The organism is Streptomyces sp. C1-1, assembly GCF_050214755.1.
In the GTDB taxonomy this organism is placed as follows: domain Bacteria; phylum Actinomycetota; class Actinomycetes; order Streptomycetales; family Streptomycetaceae; genus Streptomyces.
The window spans coordinates 1,280,861-1,299,113 of record NZ_CP189826.1 but is presented as its reverse complement, the minus strand read 5'-3'; the positions used below and the strand labels follow the sequence as shown (position 1 = coordinate 1,299,113).

The window sequence follows — 18,253 nt, the reverse complement described above, 5'->3', positions numbered from 1 at the left end:
GGGAGGCGCGTGCGGCGTCAACGCCATGTCTCCCGGAGGCTCAGTCGGGCAGCGGTTGTTCGGCCCAGATGGTCTTGCCGGTGGACGTGTGGCGACTGCCCCAGCGCTCGGCGACCTGGGCCACGAGCAGCAGTCCGCGTCCGCCCTCGTCGAAGACGCGGGCCCGTCGCAGGTGCGGGGCGGTGCTGCTGGAGTCGGAGACTTCGCAGATCAGTACGTCGGCTCGGATCAGCCGTAGCTCGATGGGCTCGCTGCCGTAGCGGATGGCGTTGGTGACCAGTTCGCTGACGATCAGCTCGGTGGAGAAGTCGAGTTCGGCCAGGCCCCAGGCGGTCAGCTGTTCGCTCGCCATGCGGCGGGCGCCGGCCACGGCGGCAGGGTCGGCGGGCAGCTGCCAGGTGCGCACCCGGTCCGCGCCGAGACCGGAGGTGCGGGCCAGCAGCAGGACGATGTCGTCGGTCGGCGGGTCGGGCCGTACCTTGCGCATTACCTCGTCGCAGGCTTCCTCCAGGTCGGAGGCCGGGCGGCGTAGGGCCTCGGTCAGCAGCTCCAGTCCCACGTCGATGTCGCGGCCGGGGGTCTCGATCAGGCCGTCGGTGTAGAAGGCGAGGACGCTTCCCTCACGCATGTCGATCCGGGTGGCCTCGAAGGGCAGTCCGCCCAGGCCGAGGGGTGGCCCGGCGGGCAGGTCCAGGAGCTGTACGGTGCCGTCGGCTGTGACCAGGATGGGCGGCGGGTGTCCGGCGCGGGCCAGGTCGCAGACGCTGGCGACGGGGTCGTAGACGGCGTAGAGGCAGGTGGCACCGACCTCTCCGGAGGCCCCGTCGGTGTCGCGTCGCGCGTCGGGGCCTTCCTCCCGGTCGAGGCGGATGACCAGGTCGTCCAGCCGGGTGAGCAGCTCGTCGGGCGTGAAGTCGGCGTCCGCGAGGGTCCGTACCGCGGTGCGCAGGCGGCCCATCGTCGCGGAGGCGTGCACGCCGTGGCCCACCACGTCCCCGACCACGAGCGCGACCCGGCCTCCGGACAGCGCGATGATGTCGAACCAGTCGCCGCCGATCTCCTCCCCCGAACCTGCGGGGATGTACCGGTAGGCGAGGTCCATGGCCTGCGCCCGGGGGAGTCGCGCGGGCAGGAGACTGCGCTGGAGGGCGAGCGCGGTGCGGCGTTCGCGGGTATAGCGGCGGGCGTTGTCGATGCTCACCGCCGCCCGGGCGGCGATCTCCTCGGCGAGCACCAGATCGTCCTCGCCGAACGTCTCCGCCGTGCGGTGCCGCAGGAGGTGCATCACGCCCAAGGTGATGCCCCGCGCGCACAGCGGCACCATCATCACCGAGTGCATTCTGAACCGGCGCATGCTTTCGGCACGGGCCGGGGAGGCCGTCGTCCACTCGCGCAGCTTCGGGTCGCTCGCAGGGTAGTAGGCGCCCTGGCCGGTGATGAGGGCCTGTGCCGGTGGTGTACCGGGAGGGTAGACGTCGATGTCGCCCGCCCGGACCGCGGATTCTGGGCAGCCGGAGAGCACCGACCGCTGCGCGGTCCGCCGGCACTGCACCGGTGCGCCGGGCGGTATCGGCTGCGGCTCGTGGCCCTGGACGACCGACTCCAGCAGGTCGACGGTGACGAAGTCGGCGAACCCGTCCACCGCCACCTCGGTCAGCTCCTCCGCCGTCCGGGTCACGTCCAGGGTGCTGCCGATGCGGGCGCCGGCCTCGTTCAGCACCGCCAAACGGCGCCGGGCCCAGTACTGCTCGGTGATGTCGATCACCACGGCCGACACTCCGAGCACCTCGCTGGCCCGGTCCTTGAGCGGGGACAGATACACCGACCAGGCGTGATCGCGGACTTCGCCGGAGGCCCGGAACGGCTGCTCCTCGCGGAAGATCTGCTCGCCGGTGAGCACGACCTGGCGCTGGAGGCGGTCGATCTCGTCCAGGGGCGGGGCGGGGTAGATCTCCCACAGGGTCAGGCCCCTCATCTCGTCCTGCGTGAGCCCCATGGCACGGCTCATCACCTGGTTGCAGGCCACGAACCGGGCCTCTCGGTCGTAAACGGCTACGGGCAGGGGCAGCTGGGCGAGGGTGAGGTCCCACAGTTCGGCCGTCTCCGCGTCGGCCGGTGCGGCGGGGTACGTCATCGCCGCCGGGGCGACGACCCAAGGGGTCCCGGCGTCGGAGGCCGCCAGCGGCAGGCCCCGCAGCTGCACCTTGACGCGGTCTCCGTCGCGTTTGCGCAGCGCCAGATCGCTCGTCCACGCTTCCCCCGCGGCCACGCGGCGGCGCATCGCGAAAGGCAGCTTCGCGGCGAGCAAGGAGGCGGCGGGACGGCCGACGACCTCATCGGCCTCGTACCCGAGCAGTCTGCTCGCACCGGCGCTCCAGGCCATGACGGCTCCGCGGGCGTCGATGACGACGGCGAAGTCCTCGGGCGTCCCCGAGTCCCTCGCTGGCGCGCTCGTGTGGGGTTCCTGGTCCATGGGCGGTGTCCGGCATCGTTCCTCTCGCGCCGCAGCACGAATGGCGCCGCGGCTCGGTGCAGCGTCACCGACCACCGGCACTGCATCCAGCATCCCATGAGAGCCGCCCCGCCAACCCGATGCCGTCCTTACGTCCGCTCTCGGTCTGGGGTCGCCGGAAGGCAGAGCTCAGCTCCGAACCGGGCCGAGCGGGGCGATGGCTGTGGAAATACAGGGTGTGACGGGTTGGAGGGCTGCAGGTGGTGGCCGCAGGGCTGTCCGGCTCGTGTGGGGCTGCGTGGCGGGGAGGGACGGGACGTGTTCGGGCCACTTCGGATGCCAGCTGCGCGGGGTGAGGCGGCCGCTGTGTCCCGGTGCTGCTGCTCCGGGAGATGCAGGCGCGCGGGGCTGGCTGTCCTGCCGCATGTCCCCGTATGGGCGGCGTCTCTTTGGAGGGCGGGGGCCGAGCCGCGGGAACGGTGCTGCGGCCGCTGGAGAGCGGGCGCAGGGCTAGGGGAGGGGACGGGGCGGCCGCCGCTGGGCCGTGGGCGGGTGGAGGGTGTGCTCATACGCTCTGCGCGTTGTTCAACGCACCGTTTGGGTGACCGTGGTTGGGGTGAGAGCGGTGACGGCGCTGCGAGAGCAGGCCGCGGGGTGCCTGAGCAGGGATTTTCCGGTGTGATCGCCGGGTTTGTGGTGTGCGCGGCCGCAGGGGAGGCACGGTGTGCGGGGGTGGCGGCGTTCCCGGGGCGCGTGTTCTGCGGCGGGAGGGGCTGCTCGGTGTCGGGCAGCCCGGTGGCGACCGGTTCAGCAGGAGGAGCGGGCGGCGCGGTGCCGTGCGGCTAGGGCCGGCGGGGGCGTTGGCGGGGGCCGCTTCCTGGGTGCAGCTGGGCGGGCCATGTCCGGCGCTGTCGTCCCGGACCTGCCCAGCCTGATGCTGGTGCAGGCCGCCGGGCGGCGCGGCTGCGGGCGAGCGCTGAAGGCTTCGCTGGCTGGGGAGATGCGGACAGGGGGTTGCAGGCGGCGGTGCCCAGGCCGATGGCGACTGCGGTGAATAGGGCCTGAAGTGCTGCATCCATGATGCGTCCCTCCCTCGAGCGTTCCGCGGTGATGGCTTGCGGCGTGGGTGCCGGCGAGCGCATGCCAGGACCCACTGACACCGAGGGGCGCCCAACTGCCGCTCCACAGGCAGTAGTTACCGCCATTGTGGTGTGACTTCGGCCGCGCTGTTGCCCGGTGAGTACCGCGTCGGCCCTATCGCGGCGCCCAAGAAGGCTTCCCCATGGGAGGAGCCGCGCTGGTCACCGCAGGCCTGCTGCTGAGCGCCGTCACCAGCCGACTGCTGCGTATCACGGTGGAAGGCGAAGCGCCTGGTCGCGCGCGGCCGGTTGACCGAGCGGCAACCGGGCCGGTTCACGCTCGCACGGGGTGTGGCCGGGCCAGGCGGCGGGTGCGCATGAGGTGGGCGAAGAGGCGCTCGAGGATCCATCGCTTGGGCAGGACCACGTAGCCGCGTATGTCGTCGCTGCGTTTGACGATCGCCAGGACCAGGGCGAGCGCGGCCAGGCAGTACTCGGCGAGGCTGCCGGTGTAGCCGCCGTCGGCCCAGACCAGCTCCAACTGATGGCGCGCGTCGGTCACTTGTTCCAGCAGGACCTGGGCGGCGGAGCGGTCGCCGGTGTCCGCTGCGGTGAGCATCACGTCCAGCAGCAGACCGAGGGTGTCAACCAGGACGCGTCGCTTGCGCCCGTTGATCAGCTTGCCGCCGTCGAAGCCCGCGGCTGTCGGAGCCGACGACGGCGTCCGCCTTGACGGACTGCGAGTCAATCCCCCGGCGGTCGGCTCCGCGTTGGGGCCCAGCCCGGCGCCACAGTCGATGAACTCGTCGCGTCCGGCGAGCGGGGGGTCGTACGGCACGGTCCTCAACTGGCTGCACGACGCCGGGACCTGGATGCGCACCTCGTGGCAGAAATGAGAGCAAGACCAACAGTTAACCAAGACCTCGACTCGGCCGGGCCGCAGGCGGGGTGCGAGGGTTGGTCCGGCAGGTCCTTGGTTATGCCCCTGAACAGGGACTTCGTGTCTCCGCGGGGGATCGGGGAGACCTGTCGTTGCGGCGCGGCCGGGCGTGCGCGAAGCGTGGATCCCGCTGGGGAACGTCATGCGGAGGCGAGGGATGGGCGCTCGGACCCCTTGTGTTTTTCGATCATCCTGAACTATTTTCCTGGGCACCGCCGGGGTGATCGGTCCCACAGGCACCGGCCCGGAGGTCGATTCACCATGTCCGCTGCGCGACCATGATCCGCCACTCGCCCTCTGACCTGGCACCCTCGCATGTCCTGCCCTGGGAAATCCGCGCGGCCACCCCGCCCGACCCCGCCGGCGCCTTCCCTCGTCCCCACCTGTCCCTGGAAGTCGAGATGACCACACGCCCCCCTGTTTCCGCTCCCGATCCGGTGACCACCACCGACAGCGCCTCGCAAGGATCCGGCCTGCAAGCCGGCCTGAAGAACCGCCACCTGTCGATGATCGCGATCGGCGGTGTCATCGGCGCCGGCCTGTTCGTCGGCTCCGGTTCCGGTATCGCCGCCGCCGGCCCCGGCATCCTGATCTCCTACCTGCTCGTGGGGGCCCTCGTGGTCCTCGTCATGCGGATGCTCGGCGAGATGGCCGCGGCCAACCCCACCTCCGGATCGTTCTCCGCCTACGCGGACCGCGCGCTGGGCCGCTGGGCCGGACTCACCATCGGCTGGCTGTACTGGTTCTTCTGGGTCGTGGTGCTCGCCGTCGAGGCGACCGCCGGAGCCAAGATCCTGGCCGGCTGGATCCCCGCGGTCCCGCAATGGGGCTGGGCCCTGATCGTCATGGTGGTCCTCACCGCCACCAACCTCGCCTCCGTAGGCTCCTACGGCGAGTTCGAATTCTGGTTCGCCGGCATCAAGGTCGTCGCCATCGCCGCGTTCATCGTGATCGGCGCCCTCGCGATCTTCGGCCTGCTGCCCGGCTCCGACCACCCGGCCTCGGGCTTTTCCAACCTGACCGCGCACGGCGGGTTCCTGCCCCACGGACCCGGGGCGATCCTCACCGGCATCCTGATGGTGGTCTTCTCCTTCATGGGCAGCGAGATCGTCACCCTCGCGGCAGGCGAGTCCCAGGACCCGCAGGGCGCGGTCACCAAGGCCACCAACAGCGTGATCTGGCGGATCGCGGTGTTCTACCTCGGCTCGATCCTGATCGTGGTGTCGCTGCTGCGCTGGGACGACCCGGCCATCCTCAAGGACGGCAGCTACGTCGCCGCGCTCGACTCCATCGGCATCCCCCACGCCGGCGAGATCATGAACGCCATCGTGCTCACCTCCGTGCTGTCCTGCCTCAACTCCGGCCTCTACACCGCCTCCCGCATGGCGTTCTCCCTCGGCCGGCGCAGCGACGCCCCGGCCGCCTTCGCCCGCACCACCGGACGGGGAGTGCCGCAGACAGCCATCCTGGCCTCGGTCGTCTTCGGCTTCGTCGCCGTCGCCTTCAACTACCTCTGGCCGGACACCGTCTTCCAGTTCCTGCTCAACTCCTCCGGTGCGATCGCCCTGTTCGTCTGGCTGGTGATCTGCTTCTCCCAGCTGCGCATGCGGAAGATCATCCAGCGGGAGTCGCCAGAGAAACTGGTCGTCAGGATGTGGCTCTACCCCTACCTGACCTGGATCACCATCGCACTGATCACCTTCGTGCTGGGCTACATGCTCACCGACACCGCCAAGGGCGGCGGACGCGACCAGGTGGTCCTGTCCACCCTGGTGGCCGCCGGTGTGGTGGCCTTCGCACTGCTCCGCGAACGGCTGGCGCGGAAAGCTCGCAAGAACGAGGCCATCCCCTCCTAGAGCCGCCGGGGTCCTGCCCAACGGCCGCCCGGCCTCGACCGGCGGCGGTGGTGCGCTCCCCAGCACCGCCGCCGCCCGGATGGGTGGGACCGCTGATGCAGAACTGCCCCCGGGACCGATCCCTGCCCATCACGTGATGATCACCGAGCAGGTCCTGCCCGAGCCCCAACTCTCCTAGGTTGCCCTGCATGTCATTCCTGTCGACTCGCCGCAAGGCCTCCCGCATCATGCTGGAACTTGACGACGTGCACCTTGGGAAGCTTCTCAAGTCGCTGCGCACCACGATGCGGTCGGGCGCGATCGCGAGCACGGATCTGCGCGTGTCGCAGATCGCCGACTTCCTGAAGGGCCGGGACTGGGACCGTCACACCTTCCATCTGGGGGTCCTGGCGCACTTCCTGGCGGATACACCGGTACCCTCGAAGTGGGCTGAGCAGCAGCCGGACAACGCCACCGCCCTGGTTCTGCACGCATGGTCCGAGCTCTTCCGCGCGCGTGCAACGGGGAACTCGGAAGGCGTCTCCAGAGCGAGGACGAACTGCCTGCGCGCTGCGGATCTTGCCCCGCTGGACCCCACCCCGTGGATCGTCCTGCTGACGGTATCCCGCCTGGAGCGCTACCGCACAGCAGACACCTTCTACGTCTGGAACGAGATACTGCTACGCGACCGGTGGAACCGCGAGGCATATCTGAGCATGATGCGCTACCTGAGTCCGGACGAGGCCGGTTCGCGACTGCAGGTACTGGAGTTCGTCGACTCCCTCCGGTCGCGTATGCCCGTGAACGCGCCCTGCGCGGCGACGGAGCTCACCTCCCAAGTGCTGCACTATCAATCGATCCGAGCCCGCGGAGGAGTGGAGGGTCTCATGGCACGCAACTACTGGAAGGATATCCATGTCACAGCCGCGCTCGACCACGCCTCGCGACACTGGACACAGCCCTCGTTCCTCAGCCATGCAGCTGCGCTTGCCGACCTCAATACGCTCGCCTACGCGCTGACGTCTGCCGATCGCCCTCGTGAGGCCCGTCCCGTCTTTCGGGCCATCGGCGGTGCGGTCACCAGCTGGCCCTGGCAGTTCGAAGGAGACCCGCTGAGCGCGTTCCAACGGGCGCAAAGTCGTGCCGAAGCCAGCCGGTGACACCATCTGCAGGTCGGAGTGCGCTTCTCGACCGTCCGGACGGGCGCTCGGCTGCGCCGACGTGTCATTGCGCTGCTCACCGGTCCGGAAAAGCAGGAGCGCGGACGGCTTCCCATACGGAGCAAAGGGGGAAGCCGTCCGCGCTCTTTCAGATCCCGGTTGGAAGATCAGGCATACGGGTTCCGCCCAGACTTCCCGCCCGTGTGGCAGCCGCCGTTCCTGACGCAGATCACTACTTGCAGGTAGGCGATGTTGTAGCCGTCGGACAGGGAGAGATTGTTGTAACTCGTGTAGTCACCGGTGTCGCACCCGCTGTAGTCCCACCGCTTGGTGGACGTACTCCAGGTCTCGTTGTTGGTCCGGGTCACGACGAAGTACGCGTAGACCGGGTTGGCGTCGCAACCCCAGTCCGATACCAGCAGGTCGATGTTCGATGCCTGGCCGGGGCCGGTCCAGTCGAACGTCGCTCCGGCGTAGCCGTAGCTGGTGCTGGCGGTGATGAGATCTGACTCCAGCGATTCGCTCGCTGACGCTGTCGGTGCCATGAAGGCCACGGCAGCGGCGAAGGCTGCGAACAGAGCGGTGAGACCTGCCCATGTGCGGGCACTCCAGGCCCTCCGGGCCTGAGGCGTGAACGAATCGTGCATGTGGTTACTCCCCGTTCTTGGTCGGACGAAATGCGAGGTGAGCAGCGTGCGGAGTATGTGCTTGGTGTCACGCACGCTCTCGGCGAGAAGTGACATCAGGAGCGTCCGGTGATGCGCACTTCCGGAGGGCTGCCACGTCCGCGTGCGGATGAAGCGACCCTGCCAAGAAAAATGCTAAGGAAGCTCCTCGCTCAGATGTACCTATTGCGCGTATGAGCAAAGGCGTTGCGCCGTAGCGGATCGTGTGCGGCTCAGGCGCCGTGTACCAACGCGGTTCCCAGCCGGGTGCGGGTGTGCAGGACGGACGAGCCAAGCCGCTCGGTGGCGACCAGACCGGCCCGGCGCAGCGCGGCGGCATGACGGCTGGCCGCGGACGCCGAGACACCGAGTCCCGTGGCGAGCGCGGTGGTGCTGTGACCGGTGTCGAGGAGATACAGCGCGGCCGCACGAGTCGGTCCGATCAGCTCTTCCAGTCCATGGCCGCCCGCTCCGATCCGCGGCGGCCGCGGGATCCACAGCGGTGAGCGGGCGACCGGGTAGATGAGGACGGGTGGCAGTTCGGGGTCGGCGAAGGCGATCGGGTGGTTGTGGCAGAAGAAGCTGGGGATCAGGCACAGACCGCGCCCGGCGAGATGGAGGTCGCGGTCGATCGGATAGCTGACCTCCAGGACCGGAGGGTGCCATCGCAGTCCGGGTTCGAGGCTGTTGAGCATGGCCTCGCTGCCCTGATTCAGCAGCAGTTCGCTCCGGCGGCACGTGTCCCGGACGGTGCATGCCAGCGCACTGGGAGCGTACGGTGCCAGTGCGACGGCGTGGTAACGGCGCAGCGCCGCGCCGAGCCCGCGCAGCGCGGGTGGGATGCCTGCGCCGATGGCATCGAGCTGGGACGACGGCCGGGGCCGATTCTGCACGAGTTGGTCGATCTCGGTCCGCAGCCGGCGCCTGCACGTGGACAGAACCACGTCGATCCCCACCTCGACCACGGTGGTGTGTCCCGGCGGCGTCAGGAAGTCGGGAAAGTAGGAGCTGATCGGCACCATCGCGGTGAGCAGCCGGACGTCCTGATCGAGCCTGGCCTTGGCCAGTGCCTGGCAGGCGATACGCCGCCACGGGGCGAAGAACGGGTCCGGGCTCACGAGCTGATGCAGGCTCAGAGCCGTTTCCCACATGACGTCCGGCTGTGTGGCCAGACGCAGTCTTCCGAGATCGGCGCTGTCAAAGTGGATACGAAGCACGGTTCCCCCTCCGGTCGTACACGGCAGCACCTGGTCGGGCGCGCCATGGTGGTGGCACGCGGGTGCTGTTGCGCTGATGCATCTGTGGGACGACGCCCGGCTGCTTTCGGCACCACGGGTTCGCGGGCGAAGGATGTGGTGCACCACGATCGCCACCTGCCTCCCCTGGGGCACGGCGACCGTCGGTGACGGCCAGGGCATACGCGCCCCGGGGATCCGCGGGCGGCGCGCCACGGCCGGACGAGGCTGTGTCTGTGGGTACGCCGGCGAATCCGTCGAGTACGGGTTCCTGCCGATCTACATGAACGGGCAACCGGCCGTCGCGTCGGGCCGTTCACGTCCCGGGGGAAGAGGTGTCCGGCATCGTGGCGGTGGCGGTCTCCGGCTGCCGCGCGGTCCGCACCACCACGCTGACGGTGGCCACCAGAAAGCCCGCCGCGAGCAGCCCGCTCACGATCGAGCCCGTGCGGATCCCGTCGGCGTCGCGGCCGTCGAGGTAGGCGGTGTGGCGTACCTGGGTGGGGTGTTCCGGGTTGAACACGACGGGTATGTACGTTCCCGGTTTCGGGTCGGTCGTCGAGCTGCCCGGGATGTCGACATCGGTCTGCACGGGGCCGGTCGATGCGTCGAAGCGTACGGTCACGCCGATGATCGAGCCCTCCTCCGACCGGTTGCTGATCTTGACGATGATCGCGTCGGTTTGCCGGCCGTGGTGCCGGAGGTTCGCCAGCAGCTCGTACTCGTGGCCGGCATTCCATCTCAGGACTGCGGAAAGGATGGCGAACAGCAGGAAGACCGCCGCAGCCGTGCGGGCTTTGGCCCAGCGAGGGGCCAGCAGCCACGACTGCGGATCGATCCGCAGCAGTGCCGCCACGTGGCCGCCGGGCGGCGGAGTTCGGACGGCCCCGCGATGGGTCCGGCGCCAACGGCGTACCAGCAGTCTGGAGACACCGTTCGCTGCGGTCAGCGCCATCGCACAGCCGAGAAGAAAGAGCCACAGTGATCCGAACGGCCCAAATGCGAACCACACCACGATGGCGACGAGGAACACCGGCACGTCCCACCCGGAGGGAGCGAGGTACTCGTCCCGGACGCCCCTCGATAAGGACTTACGCTCATCCATCTGCGCCTCCACCCGTTATGGGAGGAGACTCGTCGGATTCCGTGTTGGTTGTAGCGGTGTTCGGTCGCTCCGCGGCCGAGGTCTCGTCCGTCTTCCGGCCCGGAGAAACGGCCGTGGTCGCACCCGTCGGCGAGGCGTCTGCCACGACCTGGGATCACCTGGTTGCTTCGCGGTGTTCAGCTGGTCCGTCAGCTCGCTGAGCGTCGCCCGGCTGAGGATCTTGCCGATCGGCAGCAGCACCCCGTGTGAGCGTTGCGCCTCCTGCCGGAGCTGGGCCGCCATCAGCGAGTCGAGGCCCTGGCTGGTCAGATCCCGGTCCGGGTCGAGGTGTGCGGAGTCGACACGCAGGATGGCGGCGACCTCGGCCAGGAACAGCTCTGCTCCGTCCACGGCGGGTGCTGCGCCGGCCTCCCGCGCGGGCCCGTCGCGGGTGCCACCTGCTGGCGCAGTGCCGGGGGTTCCGGATGATTGAGCGGGCCGACGACGGCCGCCTGATCCTCGCCGGCGAGGACGGCCGCCGCCTGGATCCGGTCGACGAGGTGATCGTGCTGACCGGTTTCCGCCCCGACCTGTCCTTCCTCGCCGAGCTGCGCCTGCGGGTCGGCGAACGCCTCCAAGCGCCGGCAGGCCGACATCCCCTCCGCGCCACTCCCAGATAAGAAGAAAAGAAGGGAAGGGCGGGCGGGGACGGCGGCGCGCCTCGGGGGATCGGAGGGCGCCGGCTGCCGGTTGCGCGTCGGCGGGGCCTCCGCGCTCGAGCGCAGGACGGGAGCGGGCGCACACACCCCTCCTCAGCTGTAGGCGGTTTCCCATGGCGTTGCGGGCCAGGACCGCTCAGGTTCCGGGGCGGTGGCCGTGTCGGGGCTGCTGGCGGGCGGTAGTGGTCCATCCCAGCCGGCTCTCTGCGCAGGGCCTTGGGTGGGCCGCCAGACGGACGTTGAGGGCCCGTTGCGGAGGGTGTCGACCAGCGGGGGCTGCCAGGACGGGAACGGCGCTCAGCATGCCCAACACCGCGCCGCGTCAGCTGGACTTCTGTCAAATCGCGCTGCCTGTCTGTCGTTTTGCCAATACCCGGTCTTCTCTTTTCCTGCCGGTCACTATCAAGCTCAGGCTTCGCTCAATTCGCATGTATTGCCTTGACCTGGTGATCGGCCGTGGTGAATGTTCTGACCATGTCAGCTCCCACGGGGGGAGGGGCAGTGAAGGGATGGACATGCATCTTGGTGCGAAGCGTGCTGCAGCCACGACCACTGCGGCACTGCTGGTTGCACTGGGAATGGGGGGCGGCGTGGCAGTTGCCGACGACGTGCCCACGGACACCAGTGTCACGATTCATGCGGAACCGCCGCAGGAGACCGATCCGGCTGACACGGGCCTCGTGGACGTGCCTGCGGATCAGGTGGATGTGGAGCCTGACATCCCGGGCAGCGGGGACAGCGGCCCCGGCAACCACCCAGGCAGCGAGTACTGCGATCCCCACAGCGTCTATACGCCCAACTACAAGGGGGCAGACCACCACTACGGGGTCGGCGCACCCCAGGGCAACACCAACAAGGGCAGCCGCCCCGCCCGGACGACCTTCACCGCGGAAACGTCAGGCACCATCGGCGTCTCGCTCAGCGGATCGCTGTCCACCAGCGTCTCGGTGATGATCGTCAAGATCGAAGGCAAGTACGACGTGAGCCTGTCCGCATCACTCACAGCCAAACTGGGCAACTCCATATCGGTGGACACTCCTCCCGGCAAGGTCACCCACGGCAAATACGGTGTGTACCGACTGCGGAACAAGGGGACGAGCTACGTCATCTACAGCAACTGCCAGACGTCCGCGAAGAGCACCGTCACGAGCTACACGCCCCACTACATCGGCTGGTACATCTGGGAGACGAAAGCCTGATGGTGACCATGGAGCGATCCGCCGGCCTGGCCGGCTGCGTCATCGCCGTTACACTGGCCGTAGTTGGCTGTGGCGCCAACCACGATGACAGCCCCTCAGCAAGCCGCGCAGGCCGTACTGCCAGTGCCTCACTGGCCAACACGACACCTGGCGCGTCTCCGAGTCCGGATCCTTACGCGCCATCGGTCAAAAAGCCTCCGAAGATCACCTCGGACGGCATTACACCCCTGACCGCCGATACCGCCCTCAAAGGGAATGTCGCCTACTCGCTTCCAGGCGGTATCAAGGCTGAGAAAACTCTCGCCATCGCGATCAATTGCCAGGGGCCAGGACGGCTCACCGTGCAGGTGAAGCCAACCGGCATCTCCTTTCCTCTCCAGTGCGAAAAGGGAAAGGTGCTGCCCACGATGAACGAGATCCACATGAGCAAGAATCACCCACAAAGCTCACTGATATTCACCGCGGAATCGAAGGTCACGTGGTCCTTCGCGGTGGGATGGGACCCTCACCCGCCCAAACAGCAGTAACGAGACGGCGAGCGCCCAGGGAAAAGGGGACTGTAACAACGCCTAACACAATGAGCCGAGTTGCCGGTAAGCGATCAGGCAGCAGGCGAGTTTGAGGAACGCTTCGTGTATGTCCGCCCGTCGTTCCCACCTGATCCGCAGGCGTCGAAAGCCGTGCAGCCACGCGAAGCTCCGCTCGATCACCCAGCGGTAAGTACCCAGCCCGGTGCCGTGTCGGGTGCCACGGCGGGCGATGGCCGGCACGATGCCGCGCTCGCGGACCTGATCGCGGTAGATGTCGTGGTCGTAGCCGCGGTCGGCGAACAGTGAGTCGGGCTTGCGGCGCGGACGGCCCACTCGGCCGCGGACTGGCGGGATCGCATCGAGCAAGGGCAGGAGCTGGGTGACGTCGTTGCGGTTGCCGCCGGCCAACAGGACCGCGAGTGGGGTGCCGTGTCCGTCGGTGATCAGGTGATGCTTCGAGCCGGCCCGACCCCGGTCGACCGGCGACGGGCCCGTGTGGCTCCCCCTTTTAACGCCCTGACGTGGGAGGAGTCGACCACACAGCGGGACCAGTCCAGCTTTGCCGCTGCGTTCAGCTCAGCCAGCAGCACCTCGTGCAGTCGCTGCCACACACCGGCCTCCTTCCAGTCCCGAAGGCGTCTCCAGCACGTCATGCCCGAGCCGAAGCCAAGCTCCTGGGGCAGGTACTCCCACTGGATGCCGGTGTGCAGCACGTAGAGGATCCCGCACAGCACCTCCCGGTCCGGCAACGGCTTGCGGCCCGGATATCGAAAGCGGCGCTCACGCCGCGGCAGCAACGGCTCCAAGCGGTCCCACAGCTCATCCGGCACGATCCACGGCGACATCCCCACGACAGACCGAACGCTCAACTGCCCTGCTAGCCACGGCCATCAGCGCCGATCCACCTCATTGTGTTAGCCGTTGTAAGACGTTCGGTGTAACTCCCGATCATGGAAGATGCATCGATGACCAGTGAGAACGTGTCCGAGTCCGAGACCGTGCGGCCCACGAAGGCTGCGTCGGGGAAGGCCGTGGACGACCAGTTGATCGACGAGCTGGTGGGCCGGGCCCAGGCCGAGGGCCTGCAGCTGACTGGCGAGGGCGGGCTGCTGCAGCAACTGACCAAGCGGCTGCTGGAGTCCGCCCTGGAAGGCGAGATCACCGACCACCTCGGATACGACAAGCACGATGCAGCCGGGAAGAACGGCGGCAACTCCCGCAACGGCAAACGCACCAAGACCGTCCTGACCGATGTCGGCCCGGTGGAGATAACCGTGCCCCGCGACCGCGACGGTTCCTTCGAACCGAAGATCGTCAAGAAGCGGCAGAAGCGCCTGACCGGCGTCGACGAGATGGTCATCTCACTGGCCGCGAAGGGCCTGACCACCGGCGAGGTCCAGGCCCACCTGGCCGAGGTCTACGGCGCCGACGTCTCCCGCCAGACCATCTCCACCATCACCGACAAAGTCCTCGAGGGCATGACCGAATGGCAGAGCCGGCCCCTCGACGCTGCTTGACTTCTATCGGTGATTGCGAACGCCCCGGAAGGAGAGCGTTCGGATGCCGAAGTACGCCCCCAACAAGATGCCGAGCTCGGTGAAGAAGCGGTACTTTGAGTTGCTCAGGGAGGGCTACAAGGGTGCGGCGGCGGCTCGGGTGGTGGGGGTCTCCGCCAGCTGCGGTTCGAACTGGTTCATCGAAGCTGGAAGCATGATCGTCCCCGACGCCGGCCCGATATCGCCGCGCTTCCTGACTCAGAACGACCGCATCGCCATCGCCGACGGACTCCAGGCCAAGCAGACCGTCAAGGAGATCGCCGCGTCGATCGGGAAGAGCTTTCAGACCGTCTACCGCGAGATCAAGCGCAACGCGAAGCCGGACGGCAGCTACCACCCCTGGTGGGCCCACAACCAGTCCCTGCTGCGGCGCCGCCGTCCCAAGGAGGAGAAGATCCGCGGCAGCGAGCCGCTGCGGACGCTCGTGCGCGAGAAGCTCACCGAAAAGTGGTCGCCGCAGCAGATCGCGCGTTACCTGGCCCGCGAGTACGCGAATGACGTGGCGATGCGGGCCTGTCCGGAGACGATCTACCGGGCCCTGTTCGCCGGCCTCCTCGGCCGCCGCGAAGCCAAGCTCCGCACCGGCCGCACCCGCCGCAAGAAGCAGCGCCGTGGTGTCCCCACACTGAACAAGATCAAGAACATGACGCTCATCCACGAGCGGCCCATCGAGGTCAACGACCGTACTACTCCCGGGCATTGGGAAGGGGACCTGATCATCGGTCGCGGCCAGGGCTCCGCGATCGGCACCCTCGTCGAGCGCACGACCCGCTACGTGCACCTGATCCACCTGCCGCACGGCTGGAAGGCCCCGCAGGTCCGCAGCGCGCTCATCACGCAGACCGCGCACATCCCGCCCCAGTTGCGGCGGACGCTGACCTGGGATCAGGGCCGTGAGCTGACCCTGCACGAGGACATCGAGGCGCTGACCGGGTTTCGGATCTACTTCTGTGACCCGCACTCACCCTGGCAGCGCGGCTCGAACGAGAACACCAACGGCCTGCTGCGGCAGTACTTTCCCAAGGGCACCAACCTGTCCGTCCACACTGCACGAGACCTCCGCGAAGTCGCGCGTCAGCTCAACCGGCGCCCCCGACTCGTCCTTGGCGACAGGACCCCAGCCGAGGTCATGCGAGAATGCCTCACAGGCCCATTGACCAGGTGATTCGCAACCACTGATAGAAACCGCCATCACGGGGGTCTCCCGATCTTCGTGCCCAGTCACCGCCCGCCCGGTCCCGCCGCCCGTTGGGGCTATCCGTTGGTGACCTACGTGATTGACGGGATCGAAAGCGCGATGGCACAGGCCAAGGCCGCCGCCGGGGACAAGGACGTGCAGGTGCGTGGCGCGTACACGGCGCAACGGGCGCTTGAGGCCGGGGTGCTGGATGAGGTGCAGATCCATCAGATCCCGGTGCTGCTCGGTGATGGCCGTCGCCTGTTCGACGTCTTGCCGTCGCAGATCGAGTTGGAGATCATCCGGGTGATCGACACGCCGGAGGCCACTCACATCCGCTACAGCGTCCGTCGCTGAGCCGGTCGACCAGCACCCTCTTGGTTGTGGTGCAGCGCGACCTTGGCGCCGCGGGCGGCCAGGCGCTTGGCGGTGGCTTCACCGATACCGCTGGAGGCGCCCGTGACCAGGGCGATCCGGCCGGCAAGCGTGCTGTCGTTGATCAGTTCAGACATGGGGCGAAATTTCCTTCACCACGGTCGGGTGCGGCGGTCGGGTATTCACCGCTGCAGAGATCATTCGGGCCGACGGCGGCATGCTGCCCAGCCCGGAGCGTCGCCAATTCGCAACGCGAGGCAGTTTTTCCGTTTTTCTCCGTTTACAGTGCGTCGATCGCCGGGACTGCCTGGGGGGCCGGCGGCAGACGGTGAAAGGGTCCGTACGCCTGGACGGCGGCTTCGGCAACGTGGACGTCCTGGTCGACGGTGCCGCCGGAGACGCCGACGGCACCGACCATGCGGCCGTCCGCGTCCACGATCGGCACCCCGCCACCGAAAGAGATCAGACCGCCGTTGCTGTGCTCGATACCGTAGACACGACCGCCGGGCTGCGAGATCTCACCCAGGGCCCCGCTGGGCTTCGGGAAGAGTATTGAGGTCTTGGCCTTCTTCAGTGCCAGGTCGATCGAGCCGAGCCAGGCGCCGTCCATCCTCGTGAAGTGCAGCAGGTGGCCGCCGGCATCGACAATCGCGATGTTCATCGCGGTGCCCATCTCCTCAGCTGCGCTTTGGGCGGCGGCAGCGAGGCGAGTCGCGACATTCAGGCTGATGGTGGACATGGTGTGGCCTTTCGTTGGGGTGGGCCGTTGCACGCGGTGGCCGACCCCAACGTTCCTGGGGCCGCCACCCGCAGGAACGTTGGGGCCAGAGCTGCTTTTTCTCCTCAGTTGCTCCGGTCCTGGAGGGTGTGGGGAGGCCAGGGAGCATGAAGGTGTGGGGGGCGCGACGCGGACGACTTCCGTGCCAGGTGGGACGGTTCGATCATGTGGCCCACACGGTGCGGATAGTGGATCCTGAGCACCGCGGCCGCCAGCGTCGCGGCGGCCAGGACGGTGCTGGCCAGCAGCAGGGGTGCCGAGTAGCCGGTTCCCAGCAGGGGCCGGGAGATCAGGGGGCCGATGATCTGCCCGGTTCCGTAGCCCGCCGTCAGCAGTGCGACGGCTCGCGGCACTTGGAGGTGCTCACCGAGGGCGAGGGCCAGGGAGGTGATGCCCACGAACGTGCCGCCGAAGGCAGCCGCTGCGACGAGCGCGCTGATGTTGCCGGGAACCAGCCCGGTGAGGGCGATACCGGCGGCCTGGAGCAGCAGGGCGACCGCCAGCAGGGTGGGGCGGCTCCACCGCCGGGCCAGGGCCGTCCACAATGCCGAACCGGGGATCGCGGCCAGTCCGACGACGACCCACGCGCCTGCGCCGACCCATCCGGGGGCGTCCTGGGTGATCGAGGCGACGAGGAAGGTGCCCGCGATGATGTAGCCGATGCCTTCGAGGGTGTAGCTCAGCGCCAGTGCGGCGAACCAACGGTGAGTACGGGGGCGGGCCTTCGCCGCGCCGGCCGCCGCCGGTGAGGCCGGCGGGGCGAGGTTCCATGAGGCTGCGGTCAACAGCAGCGTGAGGACGACGGCGATCCACCACGCCGTACGCCATGTCGCCACCTCGCGAACGGCCAGGACCAGCAGTCCCGAGAACACGATGCCCGCGCCGATACCACCGAATCCCCAGCCGACCAGGTGCGGGGCCGACCGGCGCAAGCCGGACAACAGCGCCCCGACCGCATGGACGAAGGCGAGCGCGCTGGTGAACCCGGCGATGAGGCGCAGCCCTGACCAGAGGGTGACGTCCTGCGTGAGCGGCATCAGAGCGAGAGAGGCAGCCATCACGATCATCGAGGCACGCATCACCAGGCGGGAGCGGACCAGCCGGGGTGCGAAGCTGCCGGCCAGCGCGCCGGCCAGGTAGCCGACGTAGTTGGCTGTCGCCAGGTTCGCCCCGCTCGTGGCCGAGAGGCCGGCCTGGTCGTGCATCAACGGCAGGATCGGGGTGTAGACGAAGCGGCCGACCCCGTTGCTGGCGGCCAGCACTGCGGCTCCCTGGACCGCGATGGCCCAGGGAGCGGGTACGAGAACCCGATGTTCGGCAGGAGGCTGTTCGAGGGTGAGAGTCACGGAAGGGGCCTTTCTGGAAGTGCCTGGCACGGTGCGGCCGGATCGGGCGGCGGCATCGTCGGCGCCAGGTCCGCGGCGGCATCGCCGCCCAGACCCTCCGCGGCCCGCGGGTGGGCTCAGTAG

The 18,253-nt window shown here is 68.5% G+C and carries 16 protein-coding genes and 2 pseudogenes; 8 read left to right on the top strand and 10 right to left on the bottom strand.

What is annotated here, in order from left to right; all coding sequences use genetic code 11:
- Positions 1–40: 40 nt before the first annotated feature.
- On the bottom strand, positions 41–2,473 hold the full coding sequence (locus tag ACQF4J_RS05880; RefSeq protein WP_427164880.1) for a SpoIIE family protein phosphatase: 2,433 nt from the start codon (positions 2,471–2,473) through the stop codon (positions 41–43).
- A gap of 1,392 nt (positions 2,474–3,865) precedes the next feature.
- The gene (locus ACQF4J_RS05875; protein WP_427164878.1) at positions 3,866–4,369 is read right to left on the bottom strand and encodes a transposase; all 504 of its coding nucleotides are present in this window, start codon (positions 4,367–4,369) and stop codon (positions 3,866–3,868) included.
- Positions 4,370–4,872: 503 nt separating this feature from the next.
- Here ACQF4J_RS05875 and ACQF4J_RS05870 point away from each other — a divergent pair.
- Positions 4,873–6,327: an amino acid permease gene (locus ACQF4J_RS05870; protein WP_351804417.1), complete on the top strand. Its 1,455-nt coding sequence runs from the start codon at positions 4,873–4,875 to the stop codon at positions 6,325–6,327.
- A gap of 188 nt (positions 6,328–6,515) precedes the next feature.
- Entirely contained in the window at positions 6,516–7,466 is a 951-nt protein-coding gene (locus ACQF4J_RS05865; protein ID WP_427164876.1) for a hypothetical protein, read from the top strand.
- Positions 7,467–7,633: 167 nt separating this feature from the next.
- Here the strand turns inward: ACQF4J_RS05865 and ACQF4J_RS05860 are convergent, their stop codons facing one another.
- The 4 genes from ACQF4J_RS05860 to ACQF4J_RS05845 form a co-directional block, all read right to left on the bottom strand.
- Positions 7,634–8,011 (bottom strand): hypothetical protein, encoded by a 378-nt coding sequence (locus tag ACQF4J_RS05860; protein ID WP_351574969.1) that lies wholly within the window; start codon positions 8,009–8,011, stop codon positions 7,634–7,636.
- A gap of 353 nt (positions 8,012–8,364) precedes the next feature.
- Complete coding sequence (locus ACQF4J_RS05855; RefSeq protein WP_351574966.1) at positions 8,365–9,249, bottom strand: ArsR family transcriptional regulator; 885 nt, start codon at positions 9,247–9,249, stop codon at positions 8,365–8,367.
- A 433-nt stretch (positions 9,250–9,682) separates the two neighbouring features.
- On the bottom strand, positions 9,683–10,405 hold the full coding sequence (locus ACQF4J_RS05850) for a hypothetical protein (protein ID WP_427164873.1): 723 nt from the start codon (positions 10,403–10,405) through the stop codon (positions 9,683–9,685).
- A gap of 81 nt (positions 10,406–10,486) precedes the next feature.
- Positions 10,487–10,861 carry an acyl carrier protein gene (locus ACQF4J_RS05845; RefSeq protein ID WP_427164871.1) on the bottom strand — a complete coding sequence of 125 codons (375 nt, stop codon included), beginning with the start codon at positions 10,859–10,861 and terminating at the stop codon, positions 10,487–10,489.
- Between the two features lie 65 nt (positions 10,862–10,926).
- On the opposite strand from ACQF4J_RS05845, the pseudogene ACQF4J_RS05840 reads away from it, so the two are divergent.
- From ACQF4J_RS05840 to ACQF4J_RS05830, 3 genes and pseudogenes are all read left to right on the top strand, one after another.
- Positions 10,927–11,112: pseudogene (locus ACQF4J_RS05840) on the top strand (flavoprotein); the annotation flags it as partial.
- Positions 11,113–11,471: 359 nt separating this feature from the next.
- Positions 11,472–12,368, top strand: coding sequence for a hypothetical protein (locus tag ACQF4J_RS05835; RefSeq protein WP_351574957.1), 897 nt, complete (start codon positions 11,472–11,474; stop codon positions 12,366–12,368).
- Complete coding sequence (locus ACQF4J_RS05830; protein WP_427164869.1) at positions 12,368–12,895, top strand: hypothetical protein; 528 nt, start codon at positions 12,368–12,370, stop codon at positions 12,893–12,895. The genes ACQF4J_RS05835 and ACQF4J_RS05830 overlap by 1 nt, the downstream gene beginning before the upstream one ends.
- Positions 12,896–12,937: 42 nt before the next feature.
- Here ACQF4J_RS05830 and ACQF4J_RS05825 read toward each other — a convergent pair.
- A protein-coding gene (locus ACQF4J_RS05825; protein ID WP_427168570.1) for an IS5 family transposase occupies positions 12,938–13,743 on the bottom strand; the annotation gives its coding sequence in 2 pieces (ribosomal slippage) (positions 12,938–13,410 and positions 13,410–13,743; 807 coding nt in all).
- A 120-nt stretch (positions 13,744–13,863) separates the two neighbouring features.
- Between ACQF4J_RS05825 and ACQF4J_RS05820 the strand changes: the two are divergent.
- The 3 genes and pseudogenes from ACQF4J_RS05820 to ACQF4J_RS05810 form a co-directional block, all read left to right on the top strand.
- Positions 13,864–14,406, top strand: a pseudogene (locus tag ACQF4J_RS05820) (transposase); the annotation flags it as partial.
- Between the two features lie 52 nt (positions 14,407–14,458).
- Entirely contained in the window at positions 14,459–15,619 is a 1,161-nt protein-coding gene (locus tag ACQF4J_RS05815) for an IS30 family transposase (protein ID WP_427164867.1), read from the top strand.
- Positions 15,620–15,718: 99 nt separating this feature from the next.
- Positions 15,719–15,988, top strand: a complete 270-nt coding sequence (locus ACQF4J_RS05810) for a dihydrofolate reductase family protein (protein ID WP_427164865.1) — start codon at positions 15,719–15,721, stop codon at positions 15,986–15,988.
- On the opposite strand, the gene ACQF4J_RS05805 is transcribed toward ACQF4J_RS05810, so the two are convergent.
- The 3 genes from ACQF4J_RS05805 to ACQF4J_RS05795 form a co-directional block, all read right to left on the bottom strand.
- Positions 15,970–16,143 (bottom strand): SDR family NAD(P)-dependent oxidoreductase, encoded by a 174-nt coding sequence (locus ACQF4J_RS05805; RefSeq protein ID WP_427164863.1) that lies wholly within the window; start codon positions 16,141–16,143, stop codon positions 15,970–15,972. The two genes, ACQF4J_RS05810 and ACQF4J_RS05805, sit on opposite strands and share 19 nt — an antisense overlap.
- 143 nt (positions 16,144–16,286) lie before the next feature.
- Positions 16,287–16,745 carry a GlcG/HbpS family heme-binding protein gene (locus tag ACQF4J_RS05800; protein ID WP_427164861.1) on the bottom strand — a complete coding sequence of 153 codons (459 nt, stop codon included), beginning with the start codon at positions 16,743–16,745 and terminating at the stop codon, positions 16,287–16,289.
- 104 nt (positions 16,746–16,849) lie between these two features.
- On the bottom strand, positions 16,850–18,046 hold the full coding sequence (locus ACQF4J_RS05795; RefSeq protein WP_427164859.1) for a YbfB/YjiJ family MFS transporter: 1,197 nt from the start codon (positions 18,044–18,046) through the stop codon (positions 16,850–16,852).
- Positions 18,047–18,253 lie beyond the last annotated feature (207 nt).

Bases quoted from the DNA above. Each gene is read 5' to 3' on its own strand.
- ACQF4J_RS05880 (WP_427164880.1), bottom strand. From the start codon at position 2,473: ATGGACCAGGAACCCCACACGAGCGCGCCAGCGAGGGACTCGGGGACG.
- ACQF4J_RS05870 (WP_351804417.1), top strand. From the start codon at position 4,873: ATGACCACACGCCCCCCTGTTTCCGCTCCCGATCCGGTGACCACCACC.
- ACQF4J_RS05865 (WP_427164876.1), top strand. From the start codon at position 6,516: ATGTCATTCCTGTCGACTCGCCGCAAGGCCTCCCGCATCATGCTGGAA.
- ACQF4J_RS05860 (WP_351574969.1), bottom strand. From the start codon at position 8,011: ATGGCACCGACAGCGTCAGCGAGCGAATCGCTGGAGTCAGATCTCATC.
- ACQF4J_RS05835 (WP_351574957.1), top strand. From the start codon at position 11,472: ATGCCCAACACCGCGCCGCGTCAGCTGGACTTCTGTCAAATCGCGCTG.
- ACQF4J_RS05830 (WP_427164869.1), top strand. From the start codon at position 12,368: ATGGTGACCATGGAGCGATCCGCCGGCCTGGCCGGCTGCGTCATCGCC.
- ACQF4J_RS05815 (WP_427164867.1), top strand. From the start codon at position 14,459: ATGCCGAAGTACGCCCCCAACAAGATGCCGAGCTCGGTGAAGAAGCGG.
- ACQF4J_RS05805 (WP_427164863.1), bottom strand. From the start codon at position 16,143: ATGTCTGAACTGATCAACGACAGCACGCTTGCCGGCCGGATCGCCCTG.
- ACQF4J_RS05800 (WP_427164861.1), bottom strand. From the start codon at position 16,745: ATGTCCACCATCAGCCTGAATGTCGCGACTCGCCTCGCTGCCGCCGCC.